Source organism: Pseudomonas sp. PF05, assembly GCF_056521845.1.
Genome location: NZ_JBWLPW010000003.1, coordinates 262,163 through 280,451, shown reverse-complemented (window position 1 = coordinate 280,451; position 18,289 = coordinate 262,163). Strand labels below are relative to the sequence as shown.

15 protein-coding genes are annotated in these 18,289 nt (G+C 61.4%); 5 read left to right on the top strand and 10 right to left on the bottom strand.

The genetic code is table 11. From position 1 onward, the window contains the following. Positions 1–63: 63 nt before the first annotated feature. Genes AC09SL_RS08835 through AC09SL_RS08810 form a run of 6 tightly spaced genes read right to left on the bottom strand, consistent with a single transcriptional unit; the run spans position 64 to position 6,133 of the window. On the bottom strand, positions 64–426 hold the full coding sequence (locus tag AC09SL_RS08835) for a Na+/H+ antiporter subunit G (protein ID WP_058543322.1): 363 nt from the start codon (positions 424–426) through the stop codon (positions 64–66). Continuing rightward, positions 423–701, bottom strand: coding sequence for a K+/H+ antiporter subunit F (locus AC09SL_RS08830; protein WP_058543321.1), 279 nt, complete (start codon positions 699–701; stop codon positions 423–425). The genes AC09SL_RS08835 and AC09SL_RS08830 overlap by 4 nt, the downstream gene beginning before the upstream one ends. Further along, positions 698–1,186 carry a Na+/H+ antiporter subunit E gene (locus tag AC09SL_RS08825; protein ID WP_058543320.1) on the bottom strand — a complete coding sequence of 163 codons (489 nt, stop codon included), beginning with the start codon at positions 1,184–1,186 and terminating at the stop codon, positions 698–700. Before AC09SL_RS08825 ends, AC09SL_RS08830 begins: the two co-directional genes overlap by 4 nt. Next, on the bottom strand, positions 1,183–2,868 hold the full coding sequence (locus AC09SL_RS08820; RefSeq protein ID WP_058543319.1) for a monovalent cation/H+ antiporter subunit D: 1,686 nt from the start codon (positions 2,866–2,868) through the stop codon (positions 1,183–1,185). The genes AC09SL_RS08825 and AC09SL_RS08820 overlap by 4 nt, the downstream gene beginning before the upstream one ends. After that, positions 2,865–3,209 carry a Na+/H+ antiporter subunit C gene (locus tag AC09SL_RS08815; RefSeq protein ID WP_003202835.1) on the bottom strand — a complete coding sequence of 115 codons (345 nt, stop codon included), beginning with the start codon at positions 3,207–3,209 and terminating at the stop codon, positions 2,865–2,867. Before AC09SL_RS08815 ends, AC09SL_RS08820 begins: the two co-directional genes overlap by 4 nt. Further along, positions 3,209–6,133 carry a monovalent cation/H+ antiporter subunit A gene (locus AC09SL_RS08810; protein WP_058543318.1) on the bottom strand — a complete coding sequence of 975 codons (2,925 nt, stop codon included), beginning with the start codon at positions 6,131–6,133 and terminating at the stop codon, positions 3,209–3,211. Before AC09SL_RS08810 ends, AC09SL_RS08815 begins: the two co-directional genes overlap by 1 nt. A gap of 260 nt (positions 6,134–6,393) precedes the next feature. Between AC09SL_RS08810 and AC09SL_RS08805 the strand changes: the two genes are divergently transcribed. The 3 genes from AC09SL_RS08805 (at position 6,394) to AC09SL_RS08795 (ending at position 11,689) form a co-directional block, all read left to right on the top strand. Next, complete coding sequence (locus AC09SL_RS08805) at positions 6,394–8,967, top strand: S-type pyocin domain-containing protein (protein ID WP_081264443.1); 2,574 nt, start codon at positions 6,394–6,396, stop codon at positions 8,965–8,967. Beyond that, positions 8,967–9,443, top strand: coding sequence for a DUF6392 family protein (locus AC09SL_RS08800; protein WP_058543317.1), 477 nt, complete (start codon positions 8,967–8,969; stop codon positions 9,441–9,443). The genes AC09SL_RS08805 and AC09SL_RS08800 overlap by 1 nt, the downstream gene beginning before the upstream one ends. A 746-nt stretch (positions 9,444–10,189) precedes the next feature. Continuing rightward, positions 10,190–11,689 (top strand): bacteriocin immunity protein, encoded by a 1,500-nt coding sequence (locus AC09SL_RS08795; protein WP_064106908.1) that lies wholly within the window; start codon positions 10,190–10,192, stop codon positions 11,687–11,689. 212 nt (positions 11,690–11,901) lie between these two features. Here AC09SL_RS08795 and AC09SL_RS08790 read toward each other — a convergent pair whose 3' ends face one another. Beyond that, a complete protein-coding gene (locus AC09SL_RS08790) occupies positions 11,902–12,906 on the bottom strand; it encodes a DMT family transporter (protein WP_064106921.1) in 1,005 nt (334 codons plus the stop codon). Between the two features lie 12 nt (positions 12,907–12,918). Here AC09SL_RS08790 and AC09SL_RS08785 point away from each other — a divergent pair, with 12 nt between their 5' ends. After that, complete coding sequence (locus AC09SL_RS08785) at positions 12,919–13,482, top strand: helix-turn-helix domain-containing protein (RefSeq protein ID WP_058543311.1); 564 nt, start codon at positions 12,919–12,921, stop codon at positions 13,480–13,482. Positions 13,483–13,497: 15 nt separating this feature from the next. Then, positions 13,498–14,940, top strand: a complete 1,443-nt coding sequence (locus AC09SL_RS08780) for an FAD/NAD(P)-binding protein (protein ID WP_058543310.1) — start codon at positions 13,498–13,500, stop codon at positions 14,938–14,940. 182 nt (positions 14,941–15,122) lie between these two features. On the opposite strand, the gene AC09SL_RS08775 is transcribed toward AC09SL_RS08780, so the two are convergent. The 3 genes from AC09SL_RS08775 to AC09SL_RS08765 all read right to left on the bottom strand — a co-directional run bounded on the left by AC09SL_RS08775 (position 15,123) and on the right by AC09SL_RS08765 (position 18,229). Next, complete coding sequence (locus AC09SL_RS08775) at positions 15,123–16,238, bottom strand: Gfo/Idh/MocA family protein (RefSeq protein WP_058543309.1); 1,116 nt, start codon at positions 16,236–16,238, stop codon at positions 15,123–15,125. Positions 16,239–16,369: 131 nt separating this feature from the next. After that, positions 16,370–17,137: an SDR family oxidoreductase gene (locus tag AC09SL_RS08770; protein ID WP_058543308.1), complete on the bottom strand. Its 768-nt coding sequence runs from the start codon at positions 17,135–17,137 to the stop codon at positions 16,370–16,372. A 24-nt stretch (positions 17,138–17,161) separates the two neighbouring features. Further along, the gene (locus AC09SL_RS08765; protein ID WP_058543307.1) at positions 17,162–18,229 is read right to left on the bottom strand and encodes a phosphotransferase family protein; all 1,068 of its coding nucleotides are present in this window, start codon (positions 18,227–18,229) and stop codon (positions 17,162–17,164) included. Positions 18,230–18,289 lie beyond the last annotated feature (60 nt).

Below are 18,289 nucleotides of genomic sequence, written 5' to 3'. Positions count from 1 at the left end.
TGCACTCGACAGCTCCTACAGGGCGCAGCCCAGCGGGAGCAAGGGGGCGGCTCAAGGTAGCAGTCAGCCATCCTGCCCGGTCCTGCGACTGCTGACCTCCGCCGGCACATCATCCCCAGCCATGCGCTTGCGGAACAACGCCGCTCGGGCCAGCAGCAGGGTGGTCACCGGGACGGTGATGGACAACAGGATCGGTATCAGCCAGGCGTGCAACACCGGCCCGGACTTGAGCGCTGAAAAATACACGATCGAAGCCAGTGCCACGCACCAGGCGCCCAGTGTGGACGCCAGGGCCGGAGGGTGCATGCGTTGAAAATAATCCTTCAACCGCACCAGGCCGATCGCCCCGGCCAGGGCGAAGAGGCTGCCGAGCACCAGCAGGATCGCCACCGGGATCTCGACCCACATCGACAGTTCGCCGTTCATTCGATCACCTCGCCACGCAACAGGAACTTGGCCAGGGCAAACGAGCCGACAAAGCCGAACAAGGCGATCAGCAACGCCGCCTCGAAATAGGTGTCACTGGCATAACGGATGCCCAGCACCAACATCATCAGCATCGCCACGATGTACAGGTAGTCCAGGGCCAATACCCGATCCTGCGCCGAAGGTCCCCTGAACAGCCGCCACAGGGTCAATGCCATCGCCAGGGAGAACAGGAACAGGCTCAACAGGATCGCATTGGACAGCAAGGGGCTCATTGGAAAATCTCCATCAACGGGCGCTCGTAGGTGGCCTTGAAATGCGCGATGAATGACGCCTCGTCCTCCAGATCGAACACATGTATCAGCAAAATGCTGCGGTCCAGGGCCAGTTCCGACCAGACTGTCCCCGGAATCACCGTGGTGATCATCGACAGCGCGGCCAGGCCGTTGGCGTCGTGCAGGTCCAGCGGCACCTTGATGAACCGCGAGCGAGGCGGGCGGCGCCCGGCGTTGAGCACCCCCCAGGCCACCGTCAGGTTGGACACCAACACATCACGGCCCACCAGCAGAAACAAGCGCAATACCACCCACGGTCGCCGGATACGGATGGGCCGCGGTCGCAACCGGCGCATCATCAGCGGCGCCAGGAAGCCCAATGCGGCGCCCAGCAGCAGATGGCCGGCGCTGACGGACACGTTCAACACCAGCCACAGCACGCCCAGCGCCAGGGACAGCCACGGGGCGGGAAACAGGCGCTTCATGGCTGCACCTCCCGCAACGCGGCGCGAGCTTCGGGGTTGGGCACGGCGCGGGTGGCGAGTACTGACATCACGTAATGTTCCGGGTTGTTCAGTGCATCGGCGGCCGATTGGGTATAGCGCAGCAATGGTTCGGCCTTGAAGGTCAGGGCGATGCCCAGGCCCAGCAGCACGATGATCGGCAGGCACTCGAACGGTCGCAGCAACGGTGACGGTCGCTCTTGCGGCGTCCAGAAACGCTGGATGCCCAGGCGTGAGAAGGCAATCAAGGAGGCCAGCCCCGACAGGATCAGCAATGCCAACAGGCCCCACGCCTGGTTCGACACCAGTGCCTCGGTGCTGGCCCCGAACCCTTGGGGATTGAGCAGGGCGCTGAGCAGGCTCAGCTTGCCGATGAACCCTGACAGCGGCGGCATGCCGATAATCAACAGCGCACAGAAGATAAAGCTCAAGCCAAGGAAGGCCATGGTCCAGGGAATCACTTGCCCGACCACGGCTTTCTGCTCGTCATCGAGGTTGATGCCCTTGGGCAGTTGCAAGGACTCCAGCGGTCGCGGCAACGTGTCGAGGTCGTCATCCAGGGACAGTTCGTTGGCCGAGCGTGAGCGTTCGATCAGCTCGGCCAGCAAGAACAGCGCGCAAAGCGCCAGGGTCGAGCTCACCAGGTAAAACAGCGCCGCGCCCACCAGGTTCGGTTGGGCGAAGCCGATGGCCGACAACAGGATGCCGGCCGAAACCAGGATGCTCAGGCTCGCCATGCGCTCCAGGCGTTGGGCCGCCAGAATGGCGATGGCCGCGCAGACAATGGTCGCCATGCCGCCGTAGACCAGCCAGTCGGCGCCGAAATACGCCGAGGCGCCGGCCTGGCCGGAGAACAACAACGTCCACAGGCGCAGGATCGTGTAGACGCCCACCTTGGTCATGATCGCAAACAGCGCTGCCACCGGTGCGCTGGCGGCGCTGTAGGCCGGCACCAGCCAGAAGTTCAGCGGCCACATGCCGGCCTTGGCCAGGAACGCCACCGCAAGGATGCCTGCCCCGGCGTGCAGCAAGCCGCGGTCGGCCTCCGGCACCAGCGGGATTTTCAGGGCCAGGTCGGCCATGTTCAACGTGCCGGTGACGCCGTAGATCAGCGCTGCGCCAATCAGGAACAACGACGAGGCCAGCAGATTGATGGAAATGTAATGCAGGCCCGACGACACCCGCGCCCGGCCCGAACCGTGCAGCATCAGGCCGTAGGAGGCCGCCAGCAAGACCTCGAAGAACACGAACAGGTTGAACAGGTCCGCCGTCAGGAAGGCACCGTAGAGGCCCATCAGTTGGATCTGGAACAGCGCGTGGAAACTCGCCCCGGCGCGGTCCCAGCGGGCCATGGCGAACAGCAGCGCGCTGACGCCGATGATGCCGGTCAGCACCAGCATCAGCGCCGACAGGCGATCGACCACCAGCACAATGCCAAACGGTGCCTGCCAGTTGCCCGGCAGATACACGCCAATGGACGCGGGCAAGGCCTGGTCCTGGGTCCAGTACAGCAACAGCACGGCGATGCCCAGGCCCAGCAGGCTGGAAAGCAGATTGATCCGCGCCTTGAGCGGGCGGTGTTTCTCGCCGAGCATCAGCATCAACGCGGCGGTCAGCAGCGGCAGCAGGATGGGCGCGGCGATCAGGTGGGGAGAGAACATCATTCCTTGGGCTCCCGACCGTCCACGTGGTCAGTACCGGTCAGACCACGGGACGCCAGCAGCACCACCAGGAACAGTGCAGTCATGGCAAAGCTGATCACAATGGCGGTCAGCACCAGTGCCTGGGGCAGCGGGTCGGTGTAGTGCAGCAGGTCCTGGGGCACGCCGTCCTTGATGATCGGCTCCTTGCCGATGAACAGGCTGCCCATGCTGAAGATGAACAGGTTGACGCCGTAGGACAGCAGGCACAGGCCCATGACCACCTGGAAGGTCCGTGGTCGCAGCACCAGCCAGACACCGGAGGCGGCCAGTACGCCGATTGCGATTGCGATGACTTCTTCCATCAGGCGGTGGTTCCTTTGGCGGTGGCGACGGGTTTGGCATGCAGGCCCGGCTTATGGGCCCGTACCGATTGGTGCGCCAGGGCGGTGAGGATCAACAGTGTGGAGCCGACCACCACGGCGTACACGCCGATGTCGAAGAACAGCGCGCTGGCCACATGGAAATCACCCAGCAGCGGTAATTCGAAATGCCAGGTGTGGGTGGTCAGGAACGGATAACCCACGGCCATCGCCCCCAGGCCCGTGGCGGCGGCGAACAACAGCCCGGTGCCCATCCAGCGCAGCGGTCGCAGGCTCATTTGCGCCTCGACCCACTGGGTGCCGGCGACCATGTATTGCAGGATGAACGCCACCGACATCACCAACCCGGCCACGAAGCCGCCACCGGGTTGATTGTGGCCGCGCATGAACAGGTAGAACGACACCACCAGGGCGATCGGCAACAGCAGGCGCACCAGCACCGACGGCACCATCATGAAGCCCAATGCGGTGTCGCTGGCATGGCGCGGGTTGACCAGGTCGGTGACCACGTCCGGTGCCAGCAGGCGCTGTTGCGCTGGTAGCTGCATGCTTTCCTTCGGCGGACGGAAACGTCGCAGCAGGGCGAACACCGCCAGGGCCACTGCCACCAGCACGGTGATTTCCCCGAGGGTGTCGAAGCCGCGGAAGTCCACCAGCATCACGTTCACCACGTTGCTGCCGCCGCCTTCGGGCAGGGCACGGCTCAAGTAGAACGAAGAAATGTCGTTGGGCGTCTGGCGCGTGAGCATCGCATAGGACAACAGCGCCATGCCGCCGCCGACGGCGATGGACAGCAGCAAGTCGCGCAGGCGGCGGATGCGCGCGCGGCGCTCGCTGTTGGGCCGGGGCAAGGCGTCCTCGATCCGCCGTGGCAGCCAGCGCAAGCCCAGCAGGATCAGCACGGTGGTGACCACTTCCACCACCAGTTGCGTCAAGGCCAGGTCGGGCGCGGAGAACCAGACGAAGGTCACGCAGGTCATCAGGCCACAGACGCTGACCATGGTCAGGGCCGCGAGCCGGTGGTACTTGGCCTGCCAGGCCGCGCCCAGGGCACAGGCGATCGCCAGCAGCCACAGGGCGACGAAGACGATGGAGCCGGGGATCTTCGGCCGGTCGCCCCAGACCAGCGTGCTGTGCAGCATCGGGACCAGCCCGGCGAGCACCGCAACCAGGACCAGCCAGAACAACTGGGCCTGCAGGCGGCGGGTGCTGATCCGTCGTTCCAGGCGCCGGCCTTGGCGCATCATCATTACCAGGGAACGTTCGAACAGGCGCTTGCCGCTGAGTCGGCCAATGAACGGCGGGTGCGTGATGTGCCCTTGCCGGAGCTGTTTGCGCAGCAGCAGGTACAGGACGATGCCGCCGGACATGGCTACCAGGCTCATGATCATCGGTGCGTTCAGGCCGTGCCAGATCGCCAGGCTGTACTGCGGCAGCGTCCCTCCCACCACCGGCAACGCGGCCGCGGCGAGTAACGAGCCGACCACTTGGGCGGGGAAAATCCCCACCACCAGGCAGGTGAACACCAGCAACTCCACCGGCGCGCGCATCCAGCGCGGTGGTTCGTGAGGGGTATGGGGCAGGTCGGTGGCGGCGGGGCCGAAGAACACATCCACGGTGAAGCGCAGGGAATAGGCGACGCTGAAGGTCCCGGCGATGGTGGCGATGATCGGCAGCGCCAGTTCGACCCAGGCCGTGGCGGAAATGAACACGGTCTCGGCGAAGAACATTTCCTTGGACAGGAAACCATTGAGCAGCGGCACCCCGGCCATTGCCGCGCTGGCGACCATGGCCAGGGTCGCGGTGAACGGAATCAGCCGCACCAGGCCGCTGAGCTTGCGAATGTCACGGGTGCCGCTTTCGTGGTCGATGATCCCGGCGGCCATGAACAGCGAGGCCTTGAAAGTGGCGTGGTTGAGGATATGAAACACCGCCGCCACGGCCGCCAGGGGGCTGTTCAGGCCCAGCAGCAGGGTGATCAGCCCGAGGTGGCTGATGGTGGAGTAGGCCAGCAGGCCCTTGAGGTCGTTCTGGAACATCGCGCAGTAGGCGCCCAGCAGCAACGTACAGGCCCCCGCGCCGCCGACGATGTAGAACCATTCTTCGCTGCCCGACAGCGACGGCCATAATCGCGCCAGCAGGAACACCCCGGCCTTGACCATGGTCGCCGAGTGCAGATACGCCGACACCGGCGTGGGGGCAGCCATGGCATGGGGCAGCCAGAAGTGGAACGGAAACTGAGCGCTTTTGCTCAAGGCGCCGATCAGGATCAGCGGCAACAGGATGGGGTAGAGGGCATGGGCACGGATCAGGTCGCCGGCGGCCAGGACCTTGTCCAGCTCATAGCTGCCCACCACATGGCCGAGCAGCATCACCCCGGCCAACAGGCAAAGCCCGCCGGCCCCAGTCACCATCAACGCCATATAGGCACCGCGTCGAGCGTCGGCGCGGTGGTGCCAGTAGCCGATCAGCAGGAACGAGAACAGGCTGGTCAGTTCCCAGAAAAACACCATCTGGATCAGGTTGCCGGAGATCACCAGCCCGAGCATGGCGCCCATGAACGCCAGGAAAAAGGCGAAGAAGCGTGGCACCGGATCGTCCGGTGACATGTAGTAGCGAGCGTACAGCGACACCAGCGTGCCGATGCCCAGCACCAGCACCGAAAACAGCCAGGCGAACCCGTCCATGCGCAATACGAAATCCAGGCCCAGGCTGGGCAACCAGGCGTAGTGCTCACGGATCACGCCGCCGTCGGCGATCTGCGGGTACAGCAAGGCCACCTGAACCGTGCCGGCCAGGGCCACGAGGCCGGCCAGCAATGATTCGGCGTTACGGGCGTTATGCGGCAGCAGCGCCGCGACACAGCTGCCGATGAAGGGCAAAAGCAATAGAACTATCAGTGACATAGGCTTCTATTCGGCGGGTGGGTAGCAGGGATCATACGTGGCGTATTCCCGATCACCAACCGTGAGGGTGTCGCAGAATCCTACAAGGTAGGGGGGAGTTTTCCTGTTTCGAGTTGTTTTGATGAGCGCCGGGACGTCGGGATCGGCCACGGGTATCAAGGCACTCGTACCATAAGAACAGTCTCCGAGTGCGGTATGTACGTACCGCACCCGAGCATGGCTTCATCGCCATCCTGCGCCATACAGAAAAGGAGATCTGTATGGCAAAGCGAACATTTAGCGATGGATCAAATGGAACGGTAGTTATCAGACCGGGGCGACCCTCATCGGGTGGCGGTTCCGGTGGCGGGTATGGCGGCGGCTTCGGAGGAAACCGCGTCGGAGCGACAGGAGGCCCCAAGCGTTCAGCCAAGGGCATGGAAAAGCGGCGGCAAGCGACGCTCAAGCGCCAGGCCGAGGAAGCGAAAGCCGCTGCAAAAGCGAAGGCCGACGCCGAAAAAGCCAAGGCCGCCGCTGCCGCAAAAGCCAAGGAGCAGGCACGCCAACAAGCGCTGGCGACGATGGTGCAGCGCTACACCACCACCCGGGCCGAGGTGGATCGAAACTTCGCGAGTAAAAAGCAACAGCTCGACGCATCGCTTCAAAAGGAAATTTCGGCAGCAAAACGGCCGCCCACCTCGAACTCGACCGAGCGTTGGCAGCTTTACACCATCACCAAGGAAAAAAACGAAATCGACGGGCTGATCGCCCGCAAGACCAAGGAGCTCAACGCCAGGAATCTCGCGGCTCGCGTCTTTGACGGACAGGATCCGCTCACCCGTTCGGCGAACGACTACCGCACGCGACTGGATCAATTTGGCGCCTCACTCGATGAGGGTCATCGACTCTGGGAGCAGAGTTACACCGCAGCCCAGGAGGCGCGACTGCTGTCCGCGCAGATCAAGGCCCTGAGCGAAAAATCCAACGCGCTGGCACGGCATCATGCCGAACAGGCGGTGGCTTGGCGTGAACGGGAAGCTGTCTGGGAGCGCCAGCGTCAATACGCCGAACAACGGGCGGCGCGCATTCGCTTCAAACAGCAGATGGATGAAAGCGTCCGGCTGGAGCGGTTCAGGCAAGTCCATACCGTGAGTGTGCCCGCCTCTTCGTTGACAGCGGGCGGGATGGTGTTGAGCCAGGGGACCGTGTTTGTGCCCCGGCAAGACACGGCGGTATTGGACAAAGCTGTCCAGTCGGCCGTGGAGATGCTCGGTGAGTTAAAGAGCATTGCCTTGAAGGGGCCAGGTTTATTTATCGCGCTGGCGACACACACCACCCCTCTGGGCAACGGAGAACTCACTGTCGAGCAACGTCGGCGACTGTTTCAAGGCGTTGGCGTACCGGCCCAAACACTGGGTCTGGCGGACGAGCAGAGGCTGAGGTCAGTTGCCGATGCAGGTGGCTCGGTGGAAATGCCTCACCGGCTCAAACCTGAAACCGTGTCCGAAGGCACCACGATCCACCTCGCCAATACTGGTGGGGCAATCAGCGCCCAGGTTCCGGTCATCAATGCAGTCCTGGACCCTCTGACCGGCCTCTATAACGCCGAAGTTCCCGGTGTTGTAACCCGGCAACTACAGTTCGCCACTGACGCGGTCCCACGCACTTCCCCGACAAGCCCGCCAGCGCTGATGCTCATGGCGCCACAAGTCGAGACCCTGCCGGCGGGCGTGGACCTGCGCATTCAAGACTGCATCGTCTGCGTGCCCGGGCTGCCGCCGACCTATTTCTCATTCGATTTGCCACCCCTGGGCTCGGGCATTGTCACGGGTGCCGGCAAGCCGGCTGCGAATGATTGGTGGAGCACGGCCAGCCAGCCCCAGGGCGCGGCCATTCCCGAGCAAGTCGGCCATCAGATGCGGGCGCAGACGATAAAGTCATTCAGCGCCTTGGACCAGGCACTGTGGCGCACCCTCGCCGAGCATCCGACGCTGTGGGACAACACAGACGAACTCAACCAAAAACGCATCGAACGAGGTTTTGCGCCCTACGCGCCGAAAAGCACGTGGGTCGGTGAGCGCCGTGAATTTGAACTGCGTTATCTAAACCGCGCCGAGCTGGGTGAAAACCCTTTCAATTTCGACCGCATCAGCATCACCACGCCAAACAGCCTGCTCGGCAGGCCGGGCATCGTACCGGCTGTCATCCCCTGGCCAGCGCCTCCAATCGGCAACGGCACCCGAACGCCCTTGGTCCCCCCGGGCATCGAACAGCTTGGGCCCACCACCTCACCGATTACACCGCCACTCTCGTCGGTGTATCCCGGCAATCCTGTCATCCCGGTCCTACCGGAAAACGAGACCTTTCCGGCTGTTGACCCGGGGCAAGTCGGTGCCAATATTCCGGGGTATCCGACGGACATGGAACTGCCTTCGCCGGGGTTGGTGTTTGTCGGTCCGCCGGTGGAACCCTTGGAGGTGGGGCCGTATAACGAACTCAGTGGTCGAAGTAGAGGGGATGGGTTGGATATTGACCATATTCCGTCGAGGAAAGCGCTGGAGACCTATATTCGTATGAATTTTGAAACTTGGGACTACGACACGATTTCGGATCTCATCCGAAGGGCTCCAAGCATCGCAATTCCTTCTGGTGTTCATCAAAAATTTAGTGAGACCTACGGTGGGCGCAATAATCTCGATAGGCGCATAAAAGACGCTACAAATCTGGAAGCCGCGGTGAGCAACAATTTCGCAGCGCTCAAACCGGGTCTTGTCGAGTCAGGGTTTTCGGAGGCTGAGCTAAATGCAGCTCAAGAATCACTACATGACCTTCACAAAGAACAAGGATGGTACTAATGAAAAGAGTTGAGCTTGAAGAGCTTATTAGAAGTATTGGAAGTAGTCATGAGACCTTGATAAGTCGTGGGCTCCTGCCGGATTGGCCGTTGAGTGAAATGTATGAAGGTCGGGATCGGTTGGGGTTTAAGCCAGAGCTTGGTATCAATATGGACTTCTGGCGAGTGACGAAAAAATTTGAAGCCCTTTTCATTACGCTCAGAAAAACCACACCTTCAACATCTGCATATCAGGGCGAGCTTCCCGCCCCCTATGTTCGGGAGATGACAAAAACTGATGTGCACGCGATTTTTGGCGAGCCGATGATATCAAAAGGTCCCATTAAAATGCCGCTACCGATCGGGCAGACAGGAGGGTGGGAGTCCTACCAATTGGATCCAGAGCGGTATCTTGGTAAAAAGGTTGTATTTCAATATGGCGTTGATATGAAAGTAAATACCTTGGTTTTTACCTTGCTAGATACAGGTCACTCTTGAGGTTACTTAGCTTGTATGGATAAGGGAGAGCTGTCGATGCAGGATTTGCATAAAAAACAAGGTTGGTATTGATGAAATCTTTTGAGCTTGAAGTGCTCATTGAACGTATTGGGAGTCAATATTAGGTATTGGTAAGCGAGGGCATACTGCCCGATCAGCCATTGACCGAAATGTATGAAGGACGAGATCGACTTGAGTTTGAGCCAGAGCCCGGAATAGAGTTGGGGGTCTGGCGGGAGACGGGGCGATTCGAGACGCTTTTCGTTTCGCTTATACGAACCACACCCTCAACGAAAGAGTATAAAGGCGAACTTCCTGCTCTCTATATGTCGGAAATGACGCAGTCTGATATTCATAGGGTTTTCGGGGAACCGATGGCATCGAAAGGTCCAATAAAAATGCCAGTGCCGATAGGGATGACTGGGGGGGGGAGTCGTACCCATTGGACCCAGAACGGTACCCCGGAAAAAATGTTGTTTTTCAATATACCCAGGATATGAGGTAAAAACCTTGGTATTCACTTTGATGGATAAAGGGCATCATTGAACAAGATGATGAGCGTGCCGAATCACTTTTATCGAGAATGGCTGCTAAATTATCTTCAAGAAAATATGAAGGCTATGCCGGATCTGGGTTTTACAAATCGGGCTTCAAGCCAGAGTAGATTAAACCCCGTATACGCATCTGCTCGACCAATCGAGCAGGTGCGTTACCGAGCATGCACGCTTAAACAAGGAAAACCATAGATGGAACTTAAACCCAAACTCCAGGATTACACCGAGGCCGAGTTTCAGGCGTTCTTAGGAAAAATTTGGAATGTCGACGTGGGCAGAGAAGAGCATGACCGACTGATCAACCACTTCGATCGAATCGTCGGGCACCCCAAAGGTGCGGACCTGCTGTTTTATCCCGAGGATATCGGGTATACGAATGCCCCGGAAACGATTGTCCACTTCGTAAAACAGTGGCACTTCAAAAAGAACGTTATCCCCTTCAAGGGTGGGGTACTGCCTGCCCCGGCCAAGCCCGCGCCTCGCTTGAACATGGCGCAACACGCGACGGCAAGAGCCCAGCGCGAGCTTGCCAATGCACAGCAGATGGCCTCGGACATCACCGCCGCAGACCAGACGGTTGAGAAGGCCTTTACCCAGCTGGAGCTTGCGACCCAGCAACGACAAACCCAACACGATGCAGAGCAGACGCTGGATGCACTCAAGCAGAGCATGCGGCAATTGGAGCAAGCGCAGCACGAAGTGGTCATGGCCGTTGGCGCGTTCGAGCGGCGTAAAATGCGTGTCGAGTTTGCCCTGAACGGCGCCCAGCGTGATCTCACCTATAACAAAGCCGACCAGGCGCTCTGGCAAGCGAATGCGCGGCAGGCCACTGCCAATCATGGCCGTTATCTTGCGCGTTTGTCCTCGATCGCCCAGCGCCATGCTGTTCTTCATGCCGCCGCTGAAGCGGTACTGGAGCGTTCCTCGGAGCAGCTGAGGCGTTTGCGTGGGCAGGACCGAAGCCTGGTACTGTTTCGTATGTCCGCTGTCAACGGTACGAGGCACCCAAACCTGTTGCTGAGCGATGCGCCGCCACTAAGGGTTAGTCAACGGGTGGATTTGCAAAAATCCATTCGCTCAGCCGTCGCCGAGTTCAATTGGTTGATGACGCATCCAGAGCAGGGGCACGCCGGGCAATATGCCGAGGTCCTGGGTTTTGATCTTGTCAGTCGAACCAAAGAGGCGCGTTTTGGCCTGTGTGTGGCGCTGGCCGAGATCTCTGCAGTCGAACAGGACTGGCAGGCCCTCGCCGCGCGGCAGGGCGAGGTGGCGTTGCCGTTGCGAATGAGCACTGCAACGGTCGCGACAAAACCTGGCAGCCGTTTCAGGGGCCTGAAAGAAATACGTGAGCTTTTTCAGATATACATCACGCCTGCCACAGGCGTGTTGCCGTCCAAGGTGCGCGTAAGGCTGGCGGCTTGGGATGAAGTTGGACGGTTTTTTCGCTTGACCACGGACGGCCCGCAGCCCCGAGTGATTGAATGGAGTCGTGCGGATAGCTTGGCGGCGCCGATTGCGTCCGAGCAAAATCGACTCGATTCTGCCGGCTTCATTCACGCTTCACCGGTGCCGACATTGGCATCCTTTGATTCCATCGAAGACGTTCGATTCGATGATTATGTCGTGGTGTTTCCCCAGGAATCGGGATTGGAGCCGGTCTATGTTGTGTTCAACGACCGTCGAAGCGCGTGATTGAAGACACTTGGGTAATGCCAGTCAGGAGATAACACGCCATACCTATAACCCGTGGCGAGGGAGCTTGCTCCCGCTGGGCTCGTGTAGGAGCTGCCGAAGGCTGCGATCTTTTGATCTTGATCTTTCGCTTGGGATTCAAGTGTCTGGGAAAGGATCGCAGCCTCGTTGCACTCGTCAGCTCCTACACAGCTCATAAGCTTCTACCGGCCTCACTGCTCGCGCTCAAGCGCTTCATCCACCTCCACAACACCTTTGCTCCGGGTCTTCAGCTCACTGACAATCACCGCCGCCACGATCAGTGCTGCGCCGAACAAGGCAATCGCTGGCAGCCGCTCGCCCGCCAGGCGCCCGGCGATGCCGGCCCACACCGGTTCACCGGCATAGATCAGCGTGGCGCGGGTGGGCGAGACGCTTTTCTGGGCCCAGTTCATCGCCACCTGGATCGCTGCGCTGGCGGCGCCCAGGCCCACGGCGCTGACCAGCAGCAGCCAGGAAAAATCCGGAATTTTTTCCTGCGTCGGCACCACCATCAGGAAGGCCAACACTGCGGTGCTTGCCAGTTGCACCACGGTCACCCGGCGCACATCGACCTGGCCGGCATAGGCGCTGATCAGGATGATCTCGGCGGCGATGGCGATGGCGCTGATCAGCGTGGCGATCTCACCGGGGCTGAAGTTCAGCGAAGCCCCGGCCGGGCCCGACACCAGCATCAGCCCGGTGAAGGCCAGCATGATGCCGAGGCTGGGCATCAAGCCCGGTCGACGGCCCAGCACCAACCATTGCAGCAAGGGCACGAACGGCACGTAGAGCGCGGTGATGAACGCTGACTGGCTGCTGGGGATGGTTTGCAGGCCGACGGTCTGCAAGCCATAGCCGAGCATGATTGCTACACCGATGAAGGACCCGGCCTTGAGTTCGAACAAGGTCAGCTCCCGGAGATGCCGCCAGGAGAACAGCGCGACAAACCCCGCGGCGGCGGCAAAGCGCAAGCCGACAAAGAACATCGGTCCGCTGACGGTCATGGCGTGCTGCACCAACAAGAAGGTCCCGCCCCAGATCATGGTGATCAGCACCAGCACGCATTCGGCCTTGCTGAACCGGGAGAAACGGGAGGAAGCTTGAGGGGAGTTCACCGATGTCATGACCTTGCGCGCCACTTGAGGCGGACGCACAATGCGCCCGAAGTTGGGCAGTATAATGCGCAGCCCTAGCATGTGAGCAATATAGTGCACAAAGAAACCGGCCAGCGGGCGTCCGTCCTGCAACACGTCAGCCAGAACGTCCGTCGCCTGCGGCATGCCGCACAGCTTAGCCAGACCGCGCTGGCGGAACTGTCCGGGGTCAGCCGGCGAATGCTGGTGGCTATCGAAGCCGGGGAAAAGAACGTCAGCCTGACCACCCTGGACCGTGTCGCCGAGGCCCTCGACGTGGCCTTCAGCGACTTGATCCAGGCTCCCGACGCCCGCGACCCAAGCCGCATCAATGAACTGGCCTGGGCCGGGACCATTGCCGGCAGCAAAGCCGTATTGCTCGCCAAGGCTACCGCCAGCCGTGAAGTGGAACTCTGGGAATGGCGCCTGGAGCCCGGCGAGTATTACGCTTCGGAGCCCGATGCCGACGGTTGGAGCGAGCAACTCTACGTATTCGAGGGCTGCCTGACCCTGCTGTTGGGCAGCGAGGAGCGCCGGATTGGCGCCGGTGAGTTTTTCATGTTTGCCAGCAACCAGCCCCATGCCTATCGCAACGATGGCCCGGTGGCGGCGAGATTCGTACGCAATGTGGTGATTTGATTCCGGGAGAGCGGTATGGGTACAGCGCTGGAGCGATATGAGCAGGGCATTATCCGGGAGGCCGATATCCTGATCATCGGCGGCGGCCTGAGCGGCGCCATGCTGGCGGGGCAATTGCTGCGCTTGCCGGGCCGGCGCGAAGTGCTGATTGTCGAGCCGCGCAGCGAACTGGGTCGGGGCGAAGCCTACAGTGCCGTGGAGCTGGGCCACACCTTGAACGGCAACGCGGCCCGCATGAGTGTCGACCCGGACAACGCCGATGACCTGACCCAATGGCTCACCGCGTTCATCGAGGCCGGCGGCTGGCCCGAGGCGGATCAGCAACACGTGCCGATCAGCGAGTTATTTCCACCCCGGGGGATATTTGGCCTCTATGTGCAGCAACGCCTGGCCGAGGCTAGAGAGTTGGGCGCACGAAACGGTTCGACCGCCGAGCACGTGCGCGGGGAGGCCGTGGACCTGCGGGTTGTCGACGATGCTGTAGTGCTGACGCTGGATGACGGCCAGGTCTTGCGCGGCCGTTTCGCGGTGCTGGCCACCGGTATGTTCCCGGCGGCACGCACCCCGCAAACCGAATCCAGCGGCTTGAATGCCGCGGCATTGGATCCTTGGGATGTCGCGGCCATGCGGCAACTGGATCCGCAGTCAACGGTGATGATCATCGGCTCGGGGCTGACCATGGTCGATGCCGTGGTGTCCCTGGAGCAAGCTGGGCACCGCGGGCCGATTGAAGTGTTTTCCCGCCACGGCCTGCTACCCCATGTGCGTCGCCAGCCACCCGCCTGGGTGGATTTTCTCGCCGACGATCACAGTCTGCGTTCGCCCCGCCAACTAATGCGGGCCCTGCGCGAGCAATGCCGTCAGGCCCACGCCGAAGGGATCGATTGGCAGGCCCCGTTGGACACCGTGCGCGCGCACATCGGGCGCTTGTGGAACCAGGCCAGCGATGTGCAGCGCCGGCAGTTCGTGCGGCATGTGCGGCCCTGGTGGGAGAGCCATCACCATCGCTCGCCACCGTTAAGTGCTGAATTGGTGGCGCGTCTGCACGAAGAAGGGCGGTTGCGGATCCAGGCGGCGTCGTTCAAGGGGCTGGCCGCGTCTGCCGATGGATTAGTGGCCATTAGCGTGCGCCGACGGGGCGAGGCTGAACTGGAAGTGGTGCAGGGTGCCGCGCTGATCAACTCCAGCGGCATTGAATATGATTGGCGGCGTGTTGCCCGGCCGTTGCCGCAACAGCTGTTGGCCCGTGGACTGATCCAGCCTGGGCCGCTGGCCTTGGGCATCGCCGCGCGTGCCGATGGCGCGGTACTGGATGCCAAAGGCAACCCCGCCGACCGCCTGTTCGCCATGGGCCCGCCATTGCGCGGAATGTGGTGGGAAAGCACCGCCGTGACTGATGTGGCGAGCCAGGCCAAGGCGCTGGCGGTTCGGCTGGTTGAACTGCAAACCCAAGATTGAAGTTGGACACACGCTGTGGCGAGGGGATTTATCCCCGCTGCGTGGGAGCAAAGCTTGCTCGCGATGCAGGCGCCTCGGTTCCCAGGGAGACCGTGTCATCTTCATCGCGGGCAAGCCTTGCTCCCACAGATGGGAATAAATCCCCTTCCACACGGGTTCACAAAATGGGCACAAATGAGCGCTTATAGCTCGCTGACCTTCACCCAACGCTCCTCCCGCGCCGCCACACGAATCGCCGCCGCCAGCCGCTCCACTTCCCAGGCCTCTTCAAAATCCGTCCCGCTGCCGCCTTCGCCGGCAAGCGTCATCACCAGTTCATGCACTTCCAACGTCTTCAACTCGTTGTACCCCAACTGGTGCCCGGCCGCCGGGCTGAACGCGGCATAACCCGGCAGATCCGGACCGGCCAGCAGACGCTGGAAACCTGCCTGGCCGCCGCGACACAGGCGCAGTTCATTCAGCCGTTCCTGATCGAATGCCAGTGTGCCGAGGGTGCCGCTGATCTCGAAGCTCAGGTGGTTCTTGTAGCCGTGCTTGAGCCAACTGCTGCTCACCGTGCCCCGGGCGCCGTTGGCGAAACGCAGCAGCGCATGGACCTGGTCATCCACCGCGATGGCGCGTTGTTCGGCATTGCCGGCGTTGGCAGGGCGTTGGTGGTGCACGGTCTGGCTGTCGGCGCACACCGCCTCGACATCGCCCAATAGGTGCCGGGCCATGGCCAGCAAGTGGCTGCCCAGGTCCGCCAGTGCGCCACCGGCGTGGGCCGCTTCACAGCGCCATGACCATGGCGAGGCCGGGTCGGCCATGAAGTCTTCGCTGAACTCGCCCTGGAAACTGATGATTTGACCTAGCTCACCGCGCTGGATCATGTCCCGCGCCCGTTGAATGATCGGGTTGTGCTGGTAGTTGTAGCCGACCCGCGTCACCACCCCGGCCGCCTTGGCCGCCTGGCGCATCTGCTCGGCCTGCTCCAGGGACACCGCCAGGGGCTTTTCACAATAGACCGGCTTGCCCGCCGCCAACGCGGCCATGGCCATGGGGAAGTGCAGGTGGTTGGGCGTGGTGATGGCGATCAGGTTGACCTTCGGGTCGTCGATCAGTTGTTGCCAGTCGCTGTGGGCCGTTTCGAACCCCCAACTGTGGGCGCATTGCCGGGCACGCTGCGGATCGGCGTCGGCCAGGGCCGCCAGTTTCAGGTTCAGGGGGAGGTCGAACACCGCCTTGGCGTTGTGGAACGCCAAGGCATGGGCACGGCCCATGAAGCCGGTGCCAATCAGACCGATGCCGAGTTCACGCATGAGAAAGAGCCCTTTGAATTATTGTTTTCAGAAGGGCTCTTTATGGAATAAATATTCGCTAATTGCAAATGTTGGAATAAATATTCATTTGTGTTGTCACTGCAGATCATCCCGCAGGATGAATGTCGTGATCAGGACAGGAACCCACCATCGACATTCAACGCCACACCCGTGGTGTAGCTCGACGCATCGCTGGCCAGGTACAACACCGCGCCGGCCATTTCGCTCGGGTCGGCCACGCGCTTGAGGGGGATCTGCGCCAGGGCGGTCTTCAGGATGGCGTCGTTCTTGACCAGTGCCGAAGCGAACTTGGTGTCGGTCAGGCCCGGCAACAGGGCGTTGCAGCGGATGCCGAACTGCGCGCATTCCTTGGCGAAGACCTTGGTCATGTTGATCACCGCGGCCTTGGTCACCGAGTAGATGCCCTGGAAGATTCCCGGCGAGATGCCGTTGATCGACGCCACGTTGATGATGCTGCCGCCGCCGTTCTCGCGCATCAGCTTGCCGGCTTCCACCGACATGAAGAAATAGCCGCGGATGTTCACGTCCACGGTTTTCTGGAACGCGCCCAGGTCGGTGTCCAGCACGTTGCAGAATTGCGGGTTGGTGGCGGCGTTGTTGACCAGGATGTCCAGGCGCCCGAACTGTTCGCGGATGTTGGCGAAGACCTGGCTGATCTGCTCCATTTCACCGATGTGGCAGGCGATGGCGGTGGCCTTGCCGCCAGCGGCGATGATGGCGTCGGCCACGTGCTGGCAACCGTCGAGCTTGCGGCTGGACACGATCACATGGGCGCCTTGCTGGGCCAACAGTTTGGCGATGGCTTCGCCGATGCCGCGGCTGGCGCCGGAAACGAAAGCGATTTTACCGTCGAGGTCGAACAACTGGGTCTTGGACATGCTGTTTCCTTGTTATAGGTGCGCTCAGAGCGTGGATTTGCCGATGACCTGCAGGCTCATCTGCTCCAGCAGTTTGTTCATCGAAACGAACTGCGCGAAGCGTTTGTCCTGGGTCTGGCCGTGGAAGAAGCGGTAGTAGATCTGCTGGACGATGCCGGCCAGGCGGAACAGGCCGTAGGTGTAATAGAAGTCGAAGTTGTCGATGCGGATCCCGGCGCGCTCGGCGTAGTAATCGACGAACTCGCGGCGGGTCAGCATGCCGGGGGCATGGCTTGGCTGGCGGCGCATCAGTTGGACGGGGGCCGGGTCTGCGGCTTCGATCCAGTAGGCGAGGCTGTTGCCCAGATCCATCAACGGATCGCCGAGGGTAGTCAGTTCCCAGTCCAGCACGCCGATGATCTGCATCGGGTTCTGCGGGTCGAGGATCACGTTGTCGAAGCGGTAGTCGTTGTGCACGATGCTCGAAGTGGGGTGGTCGGCCGGCATCTTGTCGTTGAGCCAGGCCTTGACCGCTTCCCACTTCGGCGCATCGGGCGTCAGGGCTTTTTCGTAGCGGTCACTCCAGCCGCGGATCTGCCGGGCCACGTAGCCTTCGGGCTTGCCGAGGTCGGCCAGGCCGCAAGCGTTGTAGTCGACGCGGTGCAGCTCGACGAGCCGGTCGATGAAGCTCTTGCACAGTGCTTCGGTGCGGGCGGCGTCGAAACCCAGTTCCGGCGGCAGCTCGGAGCGCAGGATGATGCCTTTGACCCGTTCCATCACATAGAACTCGGCGCCCATCACCGACTCGTCGGTGCAGTGCACGTAGGCTTTGGGGCAGTACGGGAAACCTTCGCGCAATTGATTGAGGATGCGGAACTCACGACCCATGTCATGGGCGGACTTGGCTTTATGGCCGAACGGCGGACGACGCAGGACGAATTCCTGCTCGGGGTATTCCAGCAGGTAGGTCAGGTTCGACGCGCCACCGGGAAACTGGCTGATCTGCGGCACGCCGGTCAGGCCGGGAATGTGGGCCTTGAGGTACGGGTCGATCACGTTGGCATCGAGTTCTTCACCGTCGCGCACGCGGGTGGACTGATCAGTAAACGCCATGCTTATCCCTTCTGCTTATTTTGGAGGCCATCGATCATTGGCTAATCTAATGGCGCGCGG